Raw genomic sequence first — 19,997 nt, forward strand, 5'->3', positions numbered from 1 at the left:
CGAAATTTGATCAAATTATTGCTCACCATATCCCGCCGCCTTTTGCGGTTTCGGAAAATGTCCGTGTTGTACCCTGTCTGGAGGCAGAGTCTTATGTGTTGTACAAGACCTGACGGTCGATTGTGCCCGGCCAAGTGATGCATATATTCTCTCATCATGTTCATCTTTCTTACCATTCTGTTACTGATCGCCGGAGGTCTGGCTTTTTACCTCTGGTCGAAAAGACGGGCGCGTGACGCGCTGTTGGCGACCCCGCTCAACCCGCATCAGCGCGATATCATTGACCGTCAGGTGCCGATCATCCGACGATTGCCGCCGCCGCTGCGCCAGCATCTGGATGGCAAGGTAAACCTGTTTCTGGATCAGGTGAGCTTTTACGGATGTGACGGGCTGGAGGTGACCGAAGAGATGGAACTGTCGATTGCGGCGCAGGCCTGCCTGCTCGTGATCAACAGCGATCTTTGGTACGACAATCTGACGACGATTCTGATCTACCCGAACGCGTTCAAGTCAAAGCAGCAGCGCCATTCAGGTTATGTCGTGACCGAGAAAGAGATCGTGCGCACCGGCGAAAGCTGGGATCGCGGGCCGGTCATTTTGTCATGGGCGCACAGCCAGCAGGGCGCATTGGATGACCGGGACGGACAGAACGTGGTGCTGCACGAATTCGCGCATCAGATCGATGACCTGTCTGGCAGCACCAATGGCGTGCCGATCCTAAGTGCTGGCCAGAGCTTTGCCGAGTGGGAGAAAGTGTTTCTGACCGCCTATGACGCGCATGTGCGGGCGGTTGAAAGCGGGCGTCATACGGTGATCGACCCTTATGGCGCGACGGGCCATGAGGAGTTCTTTGCCGTTTCGGTCGAGGTGTTCTTTGAACGCCCCCGCGCCCTGCAGCGCGAGGTGCCCGAGGTTTATGAGCAGCTTTCGAAACTGTTCCGGCTGAACCCTGTCGCGTGGGCTTAGCGCGCCAGATTCAGACGGAACCGCATCTTGGATTTTCTGGCCTCGGGCAAGTGCCGGTTCAGGCGCTTGTTGACCCTGCCGAAACACCAGACGATCACCAGCGTCAGCAGGATGAAATAGAACGCCAGAATCGGGTAGGGGATGAACGGGTTGAAGGTTTTGTCCGCGAAATAGCTGGCGTAATAGAGCGCATCTCCGCGTTGTTGCCAGGCGGGGAAGGCCGAGAAAAAGACCAGCGTGGTGGATTGGAACACGAAGATCGCTTCGTTGGTGTAGGCGGGCCAGGCGAGCCGCAGCATGGTCGGCCAGACGACCCGGCGGAAGCGGGACCAGCCGGTCATGCCATAGGCATCCGCCGCCTCGATATCACCCTTGGGGATTGATCGCAGCGCGCCATAGAAAATCTCGCCCGAATAGGCGGATGTGTTCAGGAACAGCACGATCAGCGCCCCCAGCCAGGCCGAGGTGAAGGCGTCGAACATCGGATAGGGTTTCTTCAGCGACAGGAAGAAGAAATAGGCGAAGAAGAACTGGATAAAGAGCGGTGAGCCGCGGAACAGGAAGATGAACCATTCGGACGGCTTGCGCAGCCATTTGTTAGATGAAGCTTTGCCAACGGCCAGCGCGGTAGCGAGGAAAAATCCAGTGACCATCGCCATGATGCCGAAATAGATATTCCAGATCATGCCCGAGCCGATCAGGGTGAAATGCTCACACAGGGTGAAATCGGTCTTGGGAAGAAGGCGTTCGCCATAGCCAAGGGATCGCAGGCCATAGTCCTGAATGGTCTGGAGGCAGCTCATGCGGTGGTCTCCTTGCGCAGCAGCTCTCCGCCGGATGTGGCCTGACCGTGGGACAGCCGGCGCATCAGTTTCTCAAGCCCGATCTCGGATACACGCGTCATGCCGAGGTAGAAGATCAGCAGAGCGAGGAAGTACCACATGCGCCAGTCGCCATGGGGATAGTCGGTGAAGCGCGAGGTCTTGGTGCCGCCCAACTCGCGCGCCCAATAGACGATATCTTCGATCCCCAGCAGGAACAGCAGCGGTGTGGCCTTGATCAGCACCATCCACAGGTTGCTGAGGCCGGGCAGGGCATAGACCCACATTTGCGGCACAAGGATGCGCCAGAAGGTCTGGCGGCGGGTCATGCCATAGGCCTCGGCCGTTTCCAGCTGGGCGTGTGGCACGGCGCGCATACCGCCGAACAGGACGTTGGCGGCAAAGGCGCCGAAGACGATTGAAAAGGTGATGACCGCAAGGAAGAAGCCATAGGTCTCGTGTACCCATTCGGGCGCGGTACCCAGCGGCAGTTTGGCGGCCTGACAGACGATGAAGTCATTGCCCTGCCGCACCGGGTCGGTCCAGTCGGGGCAAAGCACCTTGTGACGGAGCCATTCGAAGCCCTGATCCAGCGCGATCACGAAGAACAGGAAGAAGGCGATATCCGGCACGCCGCGCACGATGGCGATATAGGCTTTGCCCAGCCAGCTGAGCGGCGGGATATGCGACCGGGCCGCCATGGCACCTGCAAACCCGAAGCCAAGCGCGACGGGGGCGGTGACGGCCAGCAAACCCAACACCTTGAGGAAGGACAGGTAGAACGACCAGTGGACGCCATTGGTCAGATAGCACGAGAACCAGCGGAACGTGCCCAGCGTGTCGGGATCGGCGCAGTAGGAGAACATAAGGCGTCTTTCGAACGTCTGGCCGGTCTCAGGGCCCGGCATGTCCGGCGCGGGTGCGCGCCGGACGATTGGACGGAAGGCTTAGTTGGTAACGACCGAGCCGTCGCTGTTATAGGTCGGAACGCCTTCGCCGAACCATTTCACGATCAGCTCGTTCAGCGAGCCGTCCGCTTTCATCGAAGTAATGGCTTCGTCGAACTTGCCGCGCAGTTCCGCGTCGGATTCGCGGATGCCCAGACCGATGCCGCCGCCCAGCGGTACGTCGCCGCCAACAAAGACCAGCTCACCGCCCGATTCCTCGACGATCGGGACCAGGAAGTCCTTGTCCGCGAACACAGCGTCCGCTTCGCCGTTGCGCACGGCTGCGATGGTTTCTTCGGGGGTTGCGAACTCGACCAGTGTTGCGCCCGATTCAGCCACATGACCGGCCTGAATGGTGGCGGTCTGCGCAGCAACGATGCCGCTGCCTACATCCACACCTTCCGATGCACCGACATAGGCCGAAGCTGCGGGCGGGAAGTAGTTCTGGGTGAAGTCGATGACCTCATCGCGTTCGTCGGTGATCGACATGCCGGCGATGATGGTGTCGTAGTTGCCTGAAACCAGGTTCGGGATGATCGAATCCCAGTCGTTCTTGACCCATTCGCAGTCCAGATTGGCGCGCTTGCACAGCTCGTCACCCACGTCACGCTCGAAGCCGTCAATCTCACCGGCATCGTTGATGAAGTTATACGGAGGGTAGGCGCCCTCGGTGCCCATGCGCACGGTTTGGGCCATGGCGACACCGGCGGTCAGCGCCAGTGCTGCGGTGGTCAGAATCAGGTTTTTCATTGTTACTCCCCTTATTGGTTCTGTCCGTTGGTTAAGCCGCCTGAGTGGCGGAGAGAAAGCCCTGAAGCCGTTGGGATTCAGGTGCGGTGAAAATGTCTTCGGCCGAGCCCTCTTCCTCGATCAGGCCCTGATGCAGGAACACGACGTGGCTGGAGATATCCGCCGCCATCTTCATATCATGCGTCACGATGATCATGGTACGCCCTTCGGCGGCCAGATCCTTGATCACCTTGATCACTTCCTGTTCCAGTTCCGGGTCCAGCGCCGAGGTGGGTTCATCGAACAGCAGCGCCTCGGGCTCCATGCACAGACCACGCGCAATCGCGGCGCGCTGCTGCTGGCCACCCGACAGCTGCGCCGGATAGACGTCGCATTTGTCGCCGATGCCGACCTTTTCCAGATATTTGCGGGCGCTGTCCTCGACTTCGGCCCTGTCGCGACCCAGCACGGTCACCGGAGCCTCCATCACGTTTTGCAGGATGGTCATATGGGCCCAGAGGTTGAACTGCTGAAACACCATCGACAGGTTGGTACGGATGCGCAGCACCTGTTTGGGATCGGCCGGGCGGCGGGCGTTGCCTTGTCCCGACCAGCTGACCGGCTCGCCCTTGAAGAGGATTTCGCCCTGCTGGCTGTCTTCCAGCAGATTGCAGCAGCGCAGCAGGGTGGATTTACCGGATCCCGATGATCCGATCAGCGACACCACATCGCCGCGATGGGCGGTAATGTCCACTCCCTTGAGCACCTCGAGATTTCCGAAGCTTTTATGCAGGTTCCTGATCTCGATGACGGGAGCGGCTTCTGTCACGGGCAGTCCATGTCTTGTGAAAGGTGTTGGTGCGGTAATAGGGCTGAATTTTTGGATCAATGCAATGCGCAAATGACATGTTGACGCTGCGAATTGACCAAAATGAGCAGTGGTGCTGTCTGAATTGTCAGTTGGTTGGGCGTGTGGCGGGTTGTTGGGGCGAACAGAAAGGTGTGCCTGTGAGGTTTGCGGTGGTTGTTCACATTACGTCGACAGATGAACCTCACCTAATGTCGGTCTTGCGGAGATAGTGTTGAAAAAGTCGGTTGATTGGTTGGTCTGGCGCTGATTCACTCGTTTTGAGAGTGGAGGACTTAGCAATGATGGGACCGAGGCAGGTGGCGCAGGGTGCGCTGTTTTATGAGTTCTCGATTGACGAGTTTGTTCCTGCCGATCACTCTCTACGCGGCATTGATCGTTTCCTTGACCTGTCAGACGTTCGACCGCTTCTGGCACCGTCTTATAGCGCGCATGGTCGTCCTTCGATTGACCCTGAGTTGATGATCCGGATGCTGTTGTTGGGCTACTGCCAAGGCATCAGGTCCGAGCGCCGCCTTTGCGAAGAGGTGCATGTCAATCTGGCGTACAGATGGTTTTGCAGGCTCGACCTGACTGACCCGGTGCCTGACCATTCAACTTTCTCGAAGAACCGGCATGGGCGTTTCCGGGAGAGCGGTTTGTTCCGACATCTCTTCGAAACCGTTCTGAGACGCTGTATTGATGAGGGTTTGGTTGGCGGCGAGAGTTTTGGTGTCGATGCCAGCCTGATCCCGGCGAATGCCAACCAGACACGCGGGATTGAAAGCAAGGAAGGTCTGCCCCCCGAACTGACCACCCGCGTGGTTGAGGAATATCTCGAAACGCTGGATGACGCCGCATTCGGCGCGTCCACCAAAGTCGTCCCCAAATACATCTCGCCGGTGGACCCTGCGGCGCGCTGGACAGGCGCCGATGGAGGGGCCGCATTCTTTGCATATTCCACCAACTACATGGTGGATTTGGACAATGCAGTCATCGTGGATGTGGAACCATCCGTACCGATCCGAACCGCGGAGGCCTTTGCCGCGCGACGGATGATCGACCGCATCACGGATCGCTTTGACATGACGCCAGACAAGTTGGTTGGCGATACAGGCTACGGATCGGCAGAGATGCTGGGCTGGCTGGTCGAAGAACGCGGCATCGCCCCGCACATCCCGGTCTGGGATAAATCCAAACGGACGGACGGCACATTCTCACGCGAAGACTTCATCTACGACCCCGCGACCGACAGCTACTCATGCCCTGGCAACAAGGAGCTGCGAACATATCGCCGGAACTTCTCCAAACCGCGAAAGCCGAACGGCGGCAAAGACGGGTTCATCAAATATCGAGCGTCAAAGCACGACTGCGACGCATGCCCATTGAAGGCAAATTGCTGTCCAAAACAGCCAGCTCGAAACGTGCTTCGCTCCGTCCACGAAGCAGCACGCGACGCCGCCCGCGATATCCGAAAAACAGACGCCTACATGACCTCGTTCATTCAAAGACGGAAAGTCGAGATGCTGTTTGCCCACCTGAAGCGATACATCGGCGTGCCGATGATGCGACTTCGAGGACCCAAAGGTGCATATGAGCAGTTCCAACTCGCAGCCACAGCTCAAAACCTAAGGAAACTCGCAAAACTAGCCCCGCAACCAGAACCAACAGGCTGAGAGGAACATCCCAAGCGGCTTTTGCCATCGCTCATCGGCAGTTCCAACGTCGACTTTTTCAACACTATCCGGACAAAGTTGCCATTCGTTTGGTTTACGTCTCAATGCAACATATCCGCTGAAGAACAGACCAAACTGATAACCGCATCAGAGTTTTCTTTCGATATCGCGCCTCATTGTGAATGTTCGCCGCCAAAGTCGTTCGTATTCAGGCGTCGAACGAATACGGTATATCTCGCTGGCGGTGGTAAGATCGCCCGCCTCGAGTTGATTTGCCAATTCTAGGCCGGTTTCGATCGCTGCTTCAAACATACTGATGATCTCGGACAATTCGGATGCCACATCGTCGTCCACATCACCCTTGCGAATGCGCGCCTTTATCCGGTTGAGATTGATTGGAATTACTTGCTCGGAAATGCCTGTAAAACTGTCCATCTCAGAACCATCTTCATTGGCCGGACGCGCCCAACCGCCAAGATGCGCAACAAGCGCTTTTGTCTGAAGGTGATAAAGGTGGCGGGAATCGTGCTCAATTGCGATGATGGTTTGATAGTCGGAGACAAGCAGTTCGATTTTATTTTCGTTTGCGATTTCCTGAGCCGAAATGCTTATCGGTGAAGTCATCCAAAAAGCTGTGGCAAGCGTCAGTACGGTACTTCTCATCACACCCCTCCATTTCAGAGCAAGGGGAGTTTAACACGCACTCTGCCGTGTGTCGGCATTGGGCTCTAAGCAGACATTAAGTTGGTTCGGCTGACTTAAGAACTTCGAGCAGCGCAAAAGATGGAATTTCTACCCGTTGGCATTCCAACCGGCTCAGGCCTTGGCCGCCCTTTGCCTCGCGCGGGCCGAATCGACGTCGCTGACGCCCAGCAGGCTGACCACGAGGCGCAGTAGCGAATCCTCTTCGCCGGTGCGTTGCCCGTCAGCAAGCGCAACTGACCACATCGCCTGCACCACGGCCAGCCGGTCGTCATAAGCGACGGCCTCTTTGATGGCGCGGGTGAAGCGGACGGTGTCGGGGGCTTCGGCCTCGAGGTCTTCGGCGCGGGCGCGCAGGGCGGCGGCCTCGAACGGGGACAGGCCGTAGCGCTCGGCCGAGATGCGGTCGATCCGGGCCATTTCGGTATCGGCATAGTCATTGTCGGATCGGGCGATGCGCACCAGAAGGGCGGTCAGGGCCAGACGGGCGTCGTCTTCGACAAGCGGATCGGGCTGGGGCTGCGTGAGCCGGGACAGGAAATCACTGAACATTCTGAACCATATAGTTGCTGGTTATGTCGCTTCCAACCGGCTTTGCACGCGTTCGCGCGCGGCCTTGCTGTCGTTGAAGCTGAGGCCCATGGCGATGCGCGCCTCTTCGACGATCTTGATCTCGCCCTCGTCCGAGTTGCCGTCGGCTAGCACCACCTCCCACAGGGCATCCAGCGCGGCCAGCCGTTCCTGCAGATCGGTGGTCTCGCGGATCAGCTTGCCGAACGTGTCGGTCTCGGGCGCGGCGGCGTGCAATTTTTCGCAGGTGGCGCGCACTTTGGCGGCCTCGATCGCATTGTGCTGATAGAGGCGGGCGAGGATGCGGTCGATCAGGCTGATCTCTTCCAGCTTATAGTCGCGGTCGGCCTGCGCCACGCGCACCATCAGCGCCCCCAGCGCCAGTTCGGCATCCGGGTCGGGCAGTTTGTCATGTTGCGGCGGGCGAAAGGCCTGAAAGAGCTTCTTCAACATATGGTTAGAATATTCCCAAATATCCGGCGCGCCAAGCGCTGCTAGGCCTCATAGCCCTGAATGATCACAAGATCGCCGGTCGAAACCGGGTCGCGCAGGGCTTTTGCGGCTTGATACCCCTCACTTTCATAGCAGGCCAGCGCCTGTTCATAGCTGGGGAATTCGATCACGACGGTGCGGGCGCGGGCGTTGCCCTCGACCTCGGTCCGTTCACCGCCGCGCACCAGGAATTTGGCGCCGTATTCGGCGAAAGGGGCTGCATTTGCGGCGATGTAGGCCTTGTAGGTGTCGAAGTCGTCGACATCGACATGGGCCACCCAGTATCCTTTGGCCATTGCGGCATCCTCCTCCACTTATGACGCGCAAGTTGCGGAGGATTAAGCCGGAATGCAATCCCCCAAAAGTGGATCAACCGCCCGATTGCAACGCCTCACGCGCCTTGTCCTGCAGCCAGGCGAGCATCTGCCGGTAGGGGACCGGACCATAGCTGATCCGGGCCACACCCAGCTTGGCAAGCGTTGGCGTATCGGGGGTGCCGGGCAGAGCGATGATGTTGACGGGCAGATCGGTCGCCTCGCAAAGCTGGCCGATCATGGCCTCGTCTTTCAGGCCGGGCGCGAAGAAGCCGCTGGCCCCGGCGTCGGCATAGGCTTTGGCGCGCGCCATGGCATCGTCCAGCATCGCCTGATCATGCGTGTCCGGGTGGGCCTTGAGGAAGATATCTGTGCGGGCATTGATGAAGGCGGGAACACCGGCCACATCGCAGCTTTCGCGCATGGCGGCGACGCGGGCGGATTGGGTTTCGATGTCATAAAGATCTTTGGTTCCAACGATCTGGTCTTCGAAGTTAAAGCCGATCACACCTGTTTCGAGCGCCCGTTTGACATTGGCTGAAATGCCGAACGTGTCCTCGGCATAGGCGCCTTCCAGGTCCATGGTGACCGGGATATCAACCGTCTCGACAATGCGGCGGGCATTGTCCAGCGCCATCTCGAAGGGGATGTTCTGGCCGTCGGAAAAACCCTGCGCCATCGCGACCGGAGCGCTGCCCGTGGCCAGCGCCTTGGCCCCCGCATCGCGCACGGCGGCGGCGCTGCCTGCGTCCCAGATATTATAGAGGATGACCGGATCGCCCTTCTTGTGCAGGGCGGCAAAGGTTTCTGCTTGGGTAATCTGATCGGTCATGGCTGGCCTCCTGTCGCTGCTATGGCGGCAGTTAACCGTGCAAACCGTCGGCGCGTAAAGATGTTTCGCGCCGACGGGTACAATACTGTTATCGGGCCGTGATCAGACTAGACGCGAAGTGTCCTTGGCCGCGCGCACGAATTCGCGGAACAGGGGGTGCGGATCGAAAGGTTTCGATTTCAGTTCCGGGTGGTACTGAACGCCGATGAACCACGGGTGATCCGACCACTCGACGATCTCGGGCAGGCGGCCATCCGGCGACATGCCCGAGAAGTTCAGGCCGGCCTTTTCAAGCTGTTCGCGGTACTTGATGTCGACCTCATAACGGTGACGGTGGCGTTCCTCGATCTGGGTGCCGCCATAGACCTCAGCCACTTTCGAGCCTTCGGCCAGAACCGCGTTATAGGCGCCCAGACGCATCGTACCGCCCTTGTCGTCGCCGACCTTGCGTTCCACCTTGTGGTTGCCCTGCACCCATTCCTTCAGGTGGTAAACCACCGGTTCGAAACGCTTTTTCCCGGCCTCATGGTCGAACTCCTCGGACCCGGCCTCGGTAATGCCCGCCGCGTTGCGCGCGGCTTCGATCACCGCCATTTGCATGCCGAGACAGATGCCCAGATAGGGCACTTTGTGTTCACGCGCGTATTGCGCGGCCTTAATCTTGCCCTCGGTGCCGCGTTCGCCAAAGCCGCCGGGGACGAGGATGGCGTGGTAGCCTTCCAGATAGGGGGCGGCGTCTTCGGTGTCGAACACCTCGGCATCGACCCATTCGATCTTGACCTTGACACGGTTGGCCATACCGCCATGAGTCAGCGCCTCGGCAATCGATTTATAGGCGTCTTCCAACTGGGTGTATTTGCCGACGATGGCGACCTTTACCTGACCTTCGGCGTTGTGGATGCGGTCGCTGACATCTTCCCATTTGGCCAGATCGGGCTTGGGGGCCGGGCTGATCTGGAACGCGTCCAGAACCGCCTGATCCAGACCTTCGCGGTGATAGGCCAGCGGGGCGTCGTAGATGGTGCTGAGATCCTGCGCCGCAATCACGCTGTCGGGGCGGACGTTGCAGAACAGGGCCAGCTTCTCACGTTCTTTCTTCGGGATCGGACCTTCGGAGCGGCAGACCAGAATGTCGGGGGCCAAACCGATTGAGCGCAGCTCTTTGACCGAGTGCTGGGTCGGCTTGGTCTTCAGCTCTCCGGACGCCTTGATGTAGGGCAGCAGCGTCAGGTGCATGAACAGACACTGACCGCGCGGCTTGTCCTGACTGAACTGGCGGATGGCTTCGAAAAAGGGCAGGCCCTCGATATCGCCGACGGTGCCACCGATTTCGCACAACATGAAATCGACCTCATCCTCGCCAATGGCGATGAAATCCTTGATCTCGTTGGTGACGTGCGGGATCACCTGAATGGTCTTGCCGAGGTAATCGCCGCGGCGTTCCTTTTCCAGCACGTTGGAATAGATCCGCCCCGAACTGACCGAGTCGGTCTTGCGTGCGGCCACACCGGTGAAGCGTTCGTAATGGCCAAGGTCCAGATCGGTTTCGGCCCCGTCGTCGGTGACGAACACTTCGCCATGTTCAAACGGTGACATAGTACCCGGATCGACGTTCAGATAGGGGTCCAGCTTGCGCAGACGCACCGAATATCCCCGGGCCTGCAACAGCGATCCCAACGCCGCCGAAGCCAGTCCTTTGCCCAAGGACGAAACCACACCACCAGTGATGAAAATAAAACGCGCCATGTTTTTCGGCTGCTCCCGTGAGACGTCATTATCAGCTGCCCGGCGGTTCGAAAAAACCGCTGCATCACGGGACTTCACATATAAAGGATTCGCGCGTGCAGCGCAAGAGAACCGCAAGATGCTGTTGCAGTTCTCCTCCGATTTTCTAGGTTTTGTGGCTTAGTCGGCCTGCGGGATCAGCGGCGCGTTGTCGCCCTGTGCCGGTGGCAGCAGGTCATCCGCCGACGGAACCGCCGGTGTGCTGTCCTCGGTCGCGGCCGGGGCCGGAACGCCCAGACGGTCGATCACCGAGCTGCCCGAGGATTTCTGGGCCGCCAGAATGGTCAGCGTGATCGAGGTCACGATGAAACAGGCCGCCAGGATCCAGGTCACCTTGCCCAGAGCCGTCGCTGCGGCGCGACCGGTCATGGCGCCACCGCCGCCGCCCCCCATACCAAGGCCACCGCCTTCGGACCGCTGCATCAGAACAACGGCAATCAGGCCCAAGGCCAACAGAAGGTGGATGATGAGAACGACGTTTTCCATGGTGGTCCTGTACAGCGAGACGTGTATCGCGTGGTACTTATGCAAGTTTGATCTTGGGGGCAAGTCAGGAGTTCGCATCACCATGCGTGATGTATCATATCACAGCAAAGGGACTGGACAGAGTGCCGAATCCTGACGCAGGCTCTGGCCCATGCCGCATGACGATCACGACCACCCGCACGCCTTATTGCCGCCGGAACCCGCTTTGCGCGTCAAAGCGCTGGTAACAATTCTGACCCGGAAGGGGCTTATCGACCCGGCGGCGCTGGATGAAATCATCGACACCTATCAGAACCGGATCGGCCCGCAGAACGGCGCCCGCGTTGTCGCCAAGGCGTGGAGCGACCCTGACTTCAAGGCCGCCTTGCTGGAGGATGCGACACCTGTCATTGCCGATCTGGGCTATTTCGGTCGGCAGGGCGAACATATGGTTGTTGTCGAAAACACGCCCGCGCAGCACAACATGGTCGTCTGTACCTTGTGCAGTTGCTATCCGTGGCCTCTGCTGGGTATCCCGCCCGGCTGGTACAAATCCGATGCCTACCGCGCCCGTGCCGTGCGTGAGCCGCGCAAGGTGCTGGCCGAGTTCGGTGTCACCTTGCCCGAAGGCACAGCTGTTCGCGTCTGGGATTCGACCGCCGAGATCCGCTATCTCGTCCTGCCCATGCGCCCCGCCGGAACCGAGGGCATGGCCGAGCATGAACTGGCCGCGCTGGTGACCCGCGACAGCATGATCGGAACGGGTTTGCCCAAGGAGGTCGCATGACCCGCGTACATGACATGGGCGGACGCTTTGGCGACGGTCCGATCCACCCCGAACCTCAGGACGAACCGGTCTTTGCCGAACACTGGCACGCGCGGGCGCTGGCGGTCACTCTGGCGGCGGGTTTTCTGGGTCAGTGGAACATCGATGTCTCGCGCCACGCCCGCGAACGCTTGTCGCCCAAGGATTACACCCGGTTTTCATATTACGAGAAGTGGATGGCCGGGCTTGCCGACCTTCTGGTGGGGCAAGGTGTGCTGACCCTGGACGATCTGCGTGAGGTGTCCGCTGACGCAGATCACCCTCTGGCAGCGCGAAAGCTGTTGGCCGAGAATGTTTCGGCGGCTCTGGCCAAAGGCGGCCCCGCGGACCGTCCGTCGAATGTTGCGGTCAAATTCGAGATTGGACAGGCGGTGCGCACGGCGCGCCCAAGCGCGAACAGATTGGTAGACGGCGGGCATACGAGGCTGCCGGTCTACGCCGCCGGCGCAACGGGCCGTATTCTCAGGCTGCACGGCACACATGTTCTGCCCGATTCCAACGCCCATGGGTTGGGCGAGGCGCCTGAACCGCTCTACGCCGTGATCTTCCCGGCCTCCGAGCTTTGGGCTGACCCGGAACATCCCGGCGATGAGGTGGTTCTGGACCTTTGGCAATCCTATCTGGAGCCCGCATGACCACATGCCTTACCCATACTGCGCTAGAGCCGGTTTTTGCTGAACCCTGGCACGCTCAGGTCTTTGCCGTCACCGTTGCGCTGAACGAAGCGGGGCGTTTTGACTGGCCCGACTGGGCTGACCGCTTTGGCGCAACGCTGAAACGACATGGGCTGAGCCGGGAGCTGGATGGGGGCGAGGATTACTTCAATGCCTGGCTCGAAACGCTGGAAGCGTTGCTGGCCGAGCAAGGCGCCGCCCCCGCCGGTGATGTCGCCACACTGCAGCGCGCCTGGGAAGAGGCTTATCTGACGACGCCCCATGGTCAGCCGGTGTGCTTGATGCCCCGTTAGAGGGGGGCGCTGCCCCCGCCGCCCGTTCCGGGCGACTCCCCCGGGATATTTAGAGCCAGATGAAGCAGGGGATCCGCGCTTCATCTGGCCAAAAATATCCCCGCCGGAGGCATCGCGCGTAGCGCGATTTCCCCATGCGGCGAAATATCGGTTTCCCTGCCGACTGAGCCTCGTTATATCAGCCGGGTTTGATATCTCAGCGCAAAAGGACCGGATATGGCCAATGTGGTTGTTGTCGGCGCCCAGTGGGGCGACGAAGGAAAAGGCAAGATCGTCGACTGGCTCAGCGAACGGGCGGACGTGATCGCGCGTTTTCAGGGCGGGCATAATGCCGGGCATACGCTGGTCATTGATGGCGAAGTTTACAAGCTGAACGCGCTGCCTTCGGGAGTGGTGCGCGGCGGCAAGCTGAGTGTCATCGGCAACGGCGTCGTTCTGGACCCCTGGCATCTGGTGAGCGAGATCGCCTCGATCCGGCAGCAAGGGGTGGAGATCACACCCGAGACGCTGATGATCGCCGAGAATACCCCTCTGATTCTGCCAATCCATGGTGAATTGGACCGGGCGCGCGAGGAAGCGGCCAGTAAGGGCACCAAGATCGGGACGACCGGTCGCGGTATCGGCCCGGCTTATGAGGACAAGGTCGGGCGCCGTTCGGTCCGTGTGGCCGATCTGGCGGATGACGCCACGCTTGAGGCGCGCGTGGACCGCGCGTTGCAGCACCACGATCCGCTGCGGAAAGGACTCGGCATCGAGCCGGTCGATCGCGATGCACTGGTGGCGCAATTGAAAGAGATTGCTACTGAGATTTTGCCCTTTGCCGCGCCGGTCTGGAAGGTGCTGAATGAAAAGCGCAAAGCGGGTAAGCGCATTCTGTTCGAAGGGGCGCAGGGGGCGCTGCTGGATATCGATTTCGGCACTTATCCATTTGTCACCTCGTCCAACGTGATTGCAGGGCAGGCGGCGACGGGTGTGGGCATCGGCCCGGGCTCGGTCGATTTTGTGCTCGGCATCGTCAAAGCCTATACAACCCGCGTCGGCGAGGGGCCGTTCCCGACCGAGTTGGATGATGACGACGGCAATCGTCTGGGCACCCGCGGGCATGAATTCGGGACGGTAACAGGCCGCAAGCGTCGCTGTGGCTGGTTCGATGCCTGTCTGGTGCGCCAGACCTGTGCCACCAGCGGTGTGAACGGTATTTCGCTGACCAAGCTGGATGTTCTGGACGGGTTCGAGACGCTGAAAATCTGCACGGGCTATGAGCTCGATGGCGAGCAACTGGATTATCTGCCCACAGCCGCAGACCAGCAGGCGCGCTGCACGCCCATTTACGAGGAAATGCCGGGCTGGAGTGAATCCACCGAAGGCGCGCGCAGCTGGGCCGAGCTGCCGGCGAACGCGATCAAATATGTGCGCCGGGTCGAAGAATTGATCGAATGCCCGGTTGCGCTTTTGTCCACCAGCCCGGAGCGGGAGGATACCATTCTGGTAACCGACCCGTTTGCTGACTGATGAGCGGCGAGGACAAGCCCGGTCTCAGCTATAAGGCGCGGCGGCGGTGGTCGCTGGTGCTGCTTCTGATCGGGCTGCCGCTCTATATCGTTGCGGTTGTGACGATCGTGAACTGGCTGGATCGCCCGCCGATCTGGCTGGAGCTACTGGTTTATGTCGCTTTGGGCATCGTCTGGGTCCTGCCGTTCAAATTTATCTTTCGCGGGGTGGGCAAGGAAGACCCGGATCAGAACTGAACACCTCGATCTAAGGCGCGGAATGATGCTGGGCAGTGGGCGCTGCTCATCAGAAAAGGGCCAGAGTTGCCTCTGGCCCTGTCGATCTTCGAGGGGGTTATTAAATGCGCCGTGTTCAGCCCGCAGCGCGTTCGTCGTCATCCGGGCGGAACCCGATCTGGGTCGAGGCGGCGAAACGACCGCCACCGGCTTTTTCGATCTTGCCGTCGCGCAGCAACTGGCCGAATGAACGCAGGCTTTCTTCGCGATTGAACGCATCCTGTTTCAGCGAGCGGACCTTGTTCATCAGTTGCGGGCGCGAGAACTGTTCCTGACCTTCGATGAAGGACAAGTATGAGGCGGCGGCCTCCAGCAGATCGGGCAGCGATTGTGCGCCCTGTTCCTGCGCGAAGGTGGCGAAACCGCCTTCTTCATCCGCGTCCTGTTCCGCTGTGGTCACGCGGCGCGGCATGACCGGGCCGGTGTCGGCGTCGTCGGTGTCGATGCGCTGTTCCGCGACCAGCTTCAGCGGCGCCGCGGTCTCGGCTGCGGGGCGTTCACTGGTGACTTCGACCTCGGGGCGGCGGGGGCTGACGACCGAGGCGAGATCGCCGCGATAGTCATCTTCACGCTCTTCGGTGGTGTCCTTGCCTTCGGCACGCTCGGCTTCAGTTGCGGCGACGGCGGTGCGCAGGTGTGAATAGGTTTCGCGCTGATCGCTGGTCGACGGATCGTCGAGCTGCGCCCCTGCTTTGTCCATCAGGCGCGAGACATCCTCGTCGAGACCGGACATATCCGTCCGCTCGGCCGAAACACCGGCTTCAAGCTCGGATTCGACCAGCGCAATCTCGTCCAGCAGCAGCGCTTCATCCTCGGCCGAAATCACATCGCGCGAAATGTCGGCCAGTGTCTCCGAGGCTTCTTCCTCGTCGGTCTCGGACACGTTGAGAATATTGGTCTGGTCTTCGGCCTCTGCCTCGGGCTCTTCATCGAGATCCGAGAACAGAACGTCGCTGTCTGTGACCTGATCCTGCTGTTCTTCTTCCTCGGCGTCCTCGGCGGGTACCAGCGCGGTGACATCGCCTTCGTCCTGCTCGATGGTCACCGGCAAGGCGGCCGTCAGATCGTCGGCGGGGGCTTCGGCCTCTTCCATCTGGGAGGCCGGTTCGGGAAGATCCTCGATCTGATCTTCTTCGGGACCTGTCGACAGGTCGGCCTCGGGGCTCACAGCGGGCGCGGAGTCTACAACCGGCTCGTCCAGATCGGCGGGGCTGAGCGCGCCGGCTTCGAAGGCAGCCGAGATGGCATCGACCTTGGGTTTGGCGGGCTGAATATAGCCGTTGTCTTCATCCTCGGAATAGGCGGTCTGCCCGTCATCGGAATGCGAAACCACGGCCCGGATACGCTGCAGCTTGGCGGCGATGCTGTCGGCTGCAGGTTCCTCGGTCGGGGCTGAGGGGGCGGCGCTGACCGGGGGCTGCGCGGGTGCAGGTGTCGGCGCAATGGCAGCGGGGGTCGGTGCTGCGGCGGCGGTTGTATCTGAGGCGCGCAGAAGCAGGCCGGTGTCGTTCTGGCTTGCCTCGACCTTACGTGCGACATCACGTTGGGCAATACGGGTCAGCATTTCGGCGTCTGGCTGAGGGGGTTCGGACCCGAAATAACGGTCGTCCGCGGCGAGGTCCCTGAAATATTCGGCAATGGCTTTCATCGTTTCGAATGAATCGTCGAAGCCTTCCAAAGTGCACGAGAAGGTTCCGTAAGAAACGGTTAACACCTTGTTGTTCTGTACCATCAGACGCACGTCCTCTACAAACTACCAGGTCACATTGCCAAACACAGATTTAGGCAATCGACTTTAAACTGTAGCCATGAGTCTATCAATTTGTGGTCTCATTATGTCCAAAACCGGGAAATATGGTCAATCTTGCGAAAAATGAGTCAATTGTTCGGTCCGAGGGGCCAATCGGGTTGTTTGGCGGCGGGGAAATCGGGCCTGAAGACGTGAATCTGGTGCTGAATCGCGTCGATTCTGCGGTTGCGGCGGATAGTGGCGCTGCGGCGCTGATTGATTCGGGGCGCATTCCGGACGCCGTGATCGGGGATTTCGACTCGCTTTCGCCTGCTTGCAGGTCGCGGATTCCTGAGGATCGGTTGTTTCCAATTCGTGAACAGGACAGCACGGATTTCGACAAGGCGCTGCGCAGTGTTCAGACCCCTCTGATCCTGGCTGCGGGGTTTCTGGGCGCCCGGGTGGATCACCAGTTGGCAGTGTTCAACAGCCTTGTGCGCAGGCCTGACAAGACCTGTCTGCTGCTGGGCGCACGCGAGGTCGTGTTTCACGCGCCGCCGCGTATCACGCTGGATCTTGCGGCGGGCGCGATCGTTTCATTGTTTCCATTTCGTCGCATAACGGGGCAGAGCCGGGGGCTGGAATGGCCGATTGACGATCTGGTGCTGGAACCGGACGGGCGCGTCGGGACCTCGAACCGGGCGCTGGGTGAATTCACGCTTGAGGTCGACGGGCCGGGGCTGTTGATGATGGTGCCGATCGGGGCGCTGGATCAGGTCATGCAGGCGTTTCTGTCGGGCCGGACCGGGCGTTGGCCCGCTCGTGCAGAATGACATAGAGACCCGCGGCGATGGTGATCAGGATGCCGATGGCGGCCATGCCATTGGGCAGGTCGCGGAAGATCAGCCAGCCGATCACCGTGGCCACCGGGATTTCCAGATACTGCATCGGGGCCAGCGTCGCCGACGGCGCATAGCGCAGCGACCATGTCATCAGCAGATGCGCGACGGTGCCCAAAGCGCCGATCGCAAAAAGCAGCCACAGCGTTTCCCGGTTCGGCATGACGAATGAGAGCTGATCGATACCAGCGCCGGTTCCCAGCAGCAGCACCGGCAACAGTGCCACCGTGGCCATTGCCCCCGACACCGCCTGCAGCGAGACCGGATCGGTCTCTTTCGCGATCTGGCGGGTCACCAGCATGAACAGCGCGAATACCACCGCGACGATCAGCGGCAGCAGGGCAGGGGCGCCCACCTCGGCAAAGCTGGGCTGGATTACCAGCAGCGTGCCGATAAAGCCGATGACGCAGGCCATCAGACGCCGGGGGCCGACCTGCTCGGCCAGAACGAATTTGCCCAGCAACAGCATGATGAAGGGCATCACAAAGGCGATGGCCACCGCATCCGCCAGCGGAAGGAAGCGCAGCGCGCCGAACATGGCCGAGATGCCGATGATGTGCAGGATCGTGCGGATCGCCGTCAGCCGCAGCACCCGCCCGCGCATCCGCCACGAGCGGCCCGTTGCGGCAATCAGTGGGGTCAGAATAAGGACCTGGACCGCAAAGCGTACCAGCACCAGCAGACCGATGGGTGTCGTCTCGCCCAGCACTTTGGCCATGGCATCGCCCAGCGGGGCGAGCACGCAAAAGCCGAGCATCAAGACGATGCCGAAAACGGGACGATCCTGGGTCATGGCGCGACGCTAGCGGTTTCGTGGCGCGGTGAAAAGGTCAGGCGTCGGGCAGCGGCTGCACCTTGGTATAGTCCGGGCCGATGCAGGTGGGCAGGTCGTCGTTCAGGTGCAGCCAGCCAAGCTTTTCCTCATGGGCCACATGCAGGGTGGGCGTCAGCGCCTCGGGGTTTTCCAGAGTGGCCACGTAGAGGTGCAGCACATCCGACATCTTGGCCGAGCGGAACGAGATCGGCGTGCCGCAATGGGGGCAGAAGCTGCGCTCGACCCCCGGAGAGGAATTGAAGCGTTTCGGTTCTTCACCGGTCCAGCGCCAATTGCCATCGCGGATGGCGAAATAAGTGGTCATCGGCGCAGCGCATTGGCGGCGGCAGCTGTCGCAATGGCAGGACACGCAGGACAGGATGGGGGGATCGACCTGATACGCAATCCTGCCGCACAAACAATGTCCACGCATGATGTCCCCTCCGTTATGACCTCAGCAGTTCGGCACGTTCACGGCCAAACCGCCCAGAGATGTTTCCTTGTATTTCTCGTGCATGTCCTCGCCAGTCTGGCGCATGGTTTCAATGGCCGCGTCCAGAGGCATGAAGTGCTTCCCGTCGCCGCGCAGCGCCAACGACGCCGCCGAGACGGCCTTGATCGCGCCCAACCCGTTGCGCTCGATACAGGGCACTTGAACAAGACCCGCGACTGGATCGCAGGTCATGCCCAGATGATGTTCCAGCGCAATCTCGGCTGCGTTCTCGACCTGCTCGGGCGTGCCGCCCATAACGGCGCACATGCCTGCTGCCGCCATGGCTGAGGCGCTGCCGACCTCGGCCTGACAACCTGCCTCAGCGCCCGAGATTGAGGCGTTGAACTTGACCAGGCCGCCAATGGCTGCGGCAGTTAAGAGAAAGTCTTCAATATGGCTTTCGGATGCGCCCGGAACATGGTCGAGATAATAGCGCAGGACCGAAGGCAGCACGCCAGCAGCACCATTGGTGGGGGCGGTGACGACCTGCCCACCGGCGGCGTTTTCCTCGTTCACGGCCATGGCGTAAACGCTCATCCAGTCGTTGATCGTGTGCGGTGGGTTCAGGTTCATGCCGCGCTCGGCCAGAAGCGCGTCGTGGATGCCCTTGGCGCGGCGGCGCACATTCAGGCCACCGGGCAGGATGCCATCGGTGGTCAGGCCGCGCTCGATACAATCGTTCATCACCTGCCACAGACGGGCCGAACCCTTGGCGAAGCTTTCGGCACAGCCGCGCGCGATTTCGTTGGCGCGTTTCATCTCGGCAATGGATTTGCCGCTGGATTTCGCCATCTCAAGCATCTCGGCGGCTGATTTGAACGGGAAGGGCACAGGCGCGCCTTCGTCGGTGGCTTTGCCTTCGGCCAGTTCCTCTTCGGTCAGAACAAAGCCGCCGCCGATGGAATAGAACACCTGCCGCAGGATCACGTCGCCCTGCGCATCGGTGGCCATCAGTATCATGCCATTGGCATGGCCGGGCAGGTTGTGGTCGTAGTCAAAGATCAGATCGGCCTTGGGATCGAACTGCAGGGTGGGCAGCCCGTCGGGTGTGACCGAATGCGTATCCGCAATCGCGGCCAACGCGGCCTCGGCCTTGGTGTTGTCATAGGTGTCCGGCACGAACCCGGCCAGACCCAGAATGGTGGCCCGGTCGGTGGCGTGGCCAACGCCGGTAAAGGCCAGTGATCCGTGCAAGGACCCGCGCAGGCCGGCGAATTCGAAGGGCGAGGCGCGCATCATGTCCAGAAAGCGCGCGGCGGCAACCATTGGCCCCATTGTGTGTGACGAGGACGGGCCGATGCCCACTTTGAACATATCGAAGACAGAGAGAAACATG

Annotated in this window: 23 protein-coding genes; 8 read left to right on the plus strand and 15 right to left on the minus strand. The window is 60.4% G+C overall.

The genetic code is table 11. From position 1 onward, the window contains the following. The first annotated feature begins 156 nt into the window (after positions 1-156). Positions 157-966, plus strand: a complete 810-nt coding sequence (locus ACR3E4_RS14400) for a M90 family metallopeptidase (protein ID WP_480536162.1) — start codon at positions 157-159, stop codon at positions 964-966. On the opposite strand, the gene ACR3E4_RS14405 is transcribed toward ACR3E4_RS14400, so the two are convergent. The 4 genes from ACR3E4_RS14405 to ACR3E4_RS14420 form a co-directional block, all read right to left on the minus strand. Beyond that, positions 963-1,769, minus strand: coding sequence for an ABC transporter permease (locus tag ACR3E4_RS14405; protein WP_480536161.1), 807 nt, complete (start codon positions 1,767-1,769; stop codon positions 963-965). The genes ACR3E4_RS14400 and ACR3E4_RS14405 overlap by 4 nt on opposite strands. Next, positions 1,766-2,653: an ABC transporter permease gene (locus ACR3E4_RS14410; RefSeq protein ID WP_480536160.1), complete on the minus strand. Its 888-nt coding sequence runs from the start codon at positions 2,651-2,653 to the stop codon at positions 1,766-1,768. The genes ACR3E4_RS14405 and ACR3E4_RS14410 overlap by 4 nt, the downstream gene beginning before the upstream one ends. Positions 2,654-2,734: 81 nt before the next feature. Next, a complete protein-coding gene (locus ACR3E4_RS14415; protein ID WP_480536158.1) occupies positions 2,735-3,484 on the minus strand; it encodes a transporter substrate-binding domain-containing protein in 750 nt (249 codons plus the stop codon). 31 nt (positions 3,485-3,515) lie between these two features. Next, the gene (locus tag ACR3E4_RS14420; RefSeq protein WP_480536156.1) at positions 3,516-4,292 is read right to left on the minus strand and encodes an ABC transporter ATP-binding protein; all 777 of its coding nucleotides are present in this window, start codon (positions 4,290-4,292) and stop codon (positions 3,516-3,518) included. 320 nt (positions 4,293-4,612) lie between these two features. Here ACR3E4_RS14420 and ACR3E4_RS14425 point away from each other — a divergent pair, with 320 nt between their 5' ends. Continuing rightward, positions 4,613-5,986, plus strand: a complete 1,374-nt coding sequence (locus ACR3E4_RS14425) for a transposase (RefSeq protein ID WP_170361228.1) — start codon at positions 4,613-4,615, stop codon at positions 5,984-5,986. Between the two features lie 147 nt (positions 5,987-6,133). Here ACR3E4_RS14425 and ACR3E4_RS14430 read toward each other — a convergent pair whose 3' ends face one another. The 7 genes from ACR3E4_RS14430 to secG form a co-directional block, all read right to left on the minus strand. Next, positions 6,134-6,649 carry a hypothetical protein gene (locus ACR3E4_RS14430; RefSeq protein WP_480533134.1) on the minus strand — a complete coding sequence of 172 codons (516 nt, stop codon included), beginning with the start codon at positions 6,647-6,649 and terminating at the stop codon, positions 6,134-6,136. 153 nt (positions 6,650-6,802) lie between these two features. After that, positions 6,803-7,240, minus strand: a complete 438-nt coding sequence (locus ACR3E4_RS14435) for a tellurite resistance TerB family protein (protein WP_480533132.1) — start codon at positions 7,238-7,240, stop codon at positions 6,803-6,805. 21 nt (positions 7,241-7,261) lie between these two features. Beyond that, a complete protein-coding gene (locus ACR3E4_RS14440; RefSeq protein WP_480533130.1) occupies positions 7,262-7,711 on the minus strand; it encodes a tellurite resistance TerB family protein in 450 nt (149 codons plus the stop codon). Between the two features lie 41 nt (positions 7,712-7,752). After that, positions 7,753-8,046, minus strand: a complete 294-nt coding sequence (locus ACR3E4_RS14445) for a DUF1330 domain-containing protein (protein WP_480533128.1) — start codon at positions 8,044-8,046, stop codon at positions 7,753-7,755. A 73-nt stretch (positions 8,047-8,119) separates the two neighbouring features. Further along, a complete protein-coding gene (locus ACR3E4_RS14450) occupies positions 8,120-8,896 on the minus strand; it encodes an isocitrate lyase/PEP mutase family protein (RefSeq protein ID WP_480533126.1) in 777 nt (258 codons plus the stop codon). Between the two features lie 102 nt (positions 8,897-8,998). Further along, a complete protein-coding gene (locus tag ACR3E4_RS14455; RefSeq protein ID WP_480533124.1) occupies positions 8,999-10,642 on the minus strand; it encodes a CTP synthase in 1,644 nt (547 codons plus the stop codon). Between the two features lie 159 nt (positions 10,643-10,801). Next, entirely contained in the window at positions 10,802-11,167 is a 366-nt protein-coding gene (gene secG, locus ACR3E4_RS14460) for a preprotein translocase subunit SecG (RefSeq protein WP_480533122.1), read from the minus strand. A gap of 151 nt (positions 11,168-11,318) precedes the next feature. Between secG and nthA the strand changes: the two genes are divergently transcribed. From nthA to ACR3E4_RS14485, 5 genes are all read left to right on the plus strand, one after another. Beyond that, positions 11,319-11,933 (plus strand): nitrile hydratase subunit alpha, encoded by a 615-nt coding sequence (gene nthA, locus ACR3E4_RS14465; RefSeq protein WP_480533120.1) that lies wholly within the window; start codon positions 11,319-11,321, stop codon positions 11,931-11,933. Beyond that, a complete protein-coding gene (gene nthB, locus ACR3E4_RS14470; RefSeq protein ID WP_480533118.1) occupies positions 11,930-12,607 on the plus strand; it encodes a nitrile hydratase subunit beta in 678 nt (225 codons plus the stop codon). Before nthA ends, nthB begins: the two co-directional genes overlap by 4 nt. Further along, positions 12,604-12,939 (plus strand): nitrile hydratase accessory protein, encoded by a 336-nt coding sequence (locus ACR3E4_RS14475; protein ID WP_480533116.1) that lies wholly within the window; start codon positions 12,604-12,606, stop codon positions 12,937-12,939. Before nthB ends, ACR3E4_RS14475 begins: the two co-directional genes overlap by 4 nt. Before the next feature lie 216 nt (positions 12,940-13,155). Further along, positions 13,156-14,451 (plus strand): adenylosuccinate synthase, encoded by a 1,296-nt coding sequence (locus ACR3E4_RS14480; RefSeq protein ID WP_480533114.1) that lies wholly within the window; start codon positions 13,156-13,158, stop codon positions 14,449-14,451. After that, entirely contained in the window at positions 14,451-14,687 is a 237-nt protein-coding gene (locus ACR3E4_RS14485; protein ID WP_480533112.1) for a DUF2842 domain-containing protein, read from the plus strand. Before ACR3E4_RS14480 ends, ACR3E4_RS14485 begins: the two co-directional genes overlap by 1 nt. Before the next feature lie 115 nt (positions 14,688-14,802). On the opposite strand, the gene ACR3E4_RS14490 is transcribed toward ACR3E4_RS14485, so the two are convergent. Beyond that, positions 14,803-16,458, minus strand: coding sequence for a hypothetical protein (locus tag ACR3E4_RS14490; protein WP_480533110.1), 1,656 nt, complete (start codon positions 16,456-16,458; stop codon positions 14,803-14,805). Between the two features lie 176 nt (positions 16,459-16,634). Between ACR3E4_RS14490 and ACR3E4_RS14495 the strand changes: the two genes are divergently transcribed. Continuing rightward, positions 16,635-17,288, plus strand: a complete 654-nt coding sequence (locus ACR3E4_RS14495; RefSeq protein ID WP_480533108.1) for a thiamine diphosphokinase — start codon at positions 16,635-16,637, stop codon at positions 17,286-17,288. Here the strand turns inward: ACR3E4_RS14495 and ACR3E4_RS14500 are convergent. From ACR3E4_RS14500 to ACR3E4_RS14510, 3 genes are read right to left on the minus strand one after another with little or no spacing between them, the layout of a single operon-like run. Then, on the minus strand, positions 17,233-18,147 hold the full coding sequence (locus tag ACR3E4_RS14500; RefSeq protein ID WP_480533106.1) for a DMT family transporter: 915 nt from the start codon (positions 18,145-18,147) through the stop codon (positions 17,233-17,235). The genes ACR3E4_RS14495 and ACR3E4_RS14500 overlap by 56 nt on opposite strands. Before the next feature lie 37 nt (positions 18,148-18,184). Continuing rightward, positions 18,185-18,601 (minus strand): GFA family protein, encoded by a 417-nt coding sequence (locus tag ACR3E4_RS14505; protein ID WP_480533104.1) that lies wholly within the window; start codon positions 18,599-18,601, stop codon positions 18,185-18,187. Between the two features lie 21 nt (positions 18,602-18,622). Next, entirely contained in the window at positions 18,623-19,996 is a 1,374-nt protein-coding gene (locus tag ACR3E4_RS14510; RefSeq protein WP_480533102.1) for an L-serine ammonia-lyase, read from the minus strand. Between the last annotated feature and the right edge of the window lies 1 nt (position 19,997).

It is taken from the genome of Ruegeria sp. AP11 (assembly GCF_056535865.1).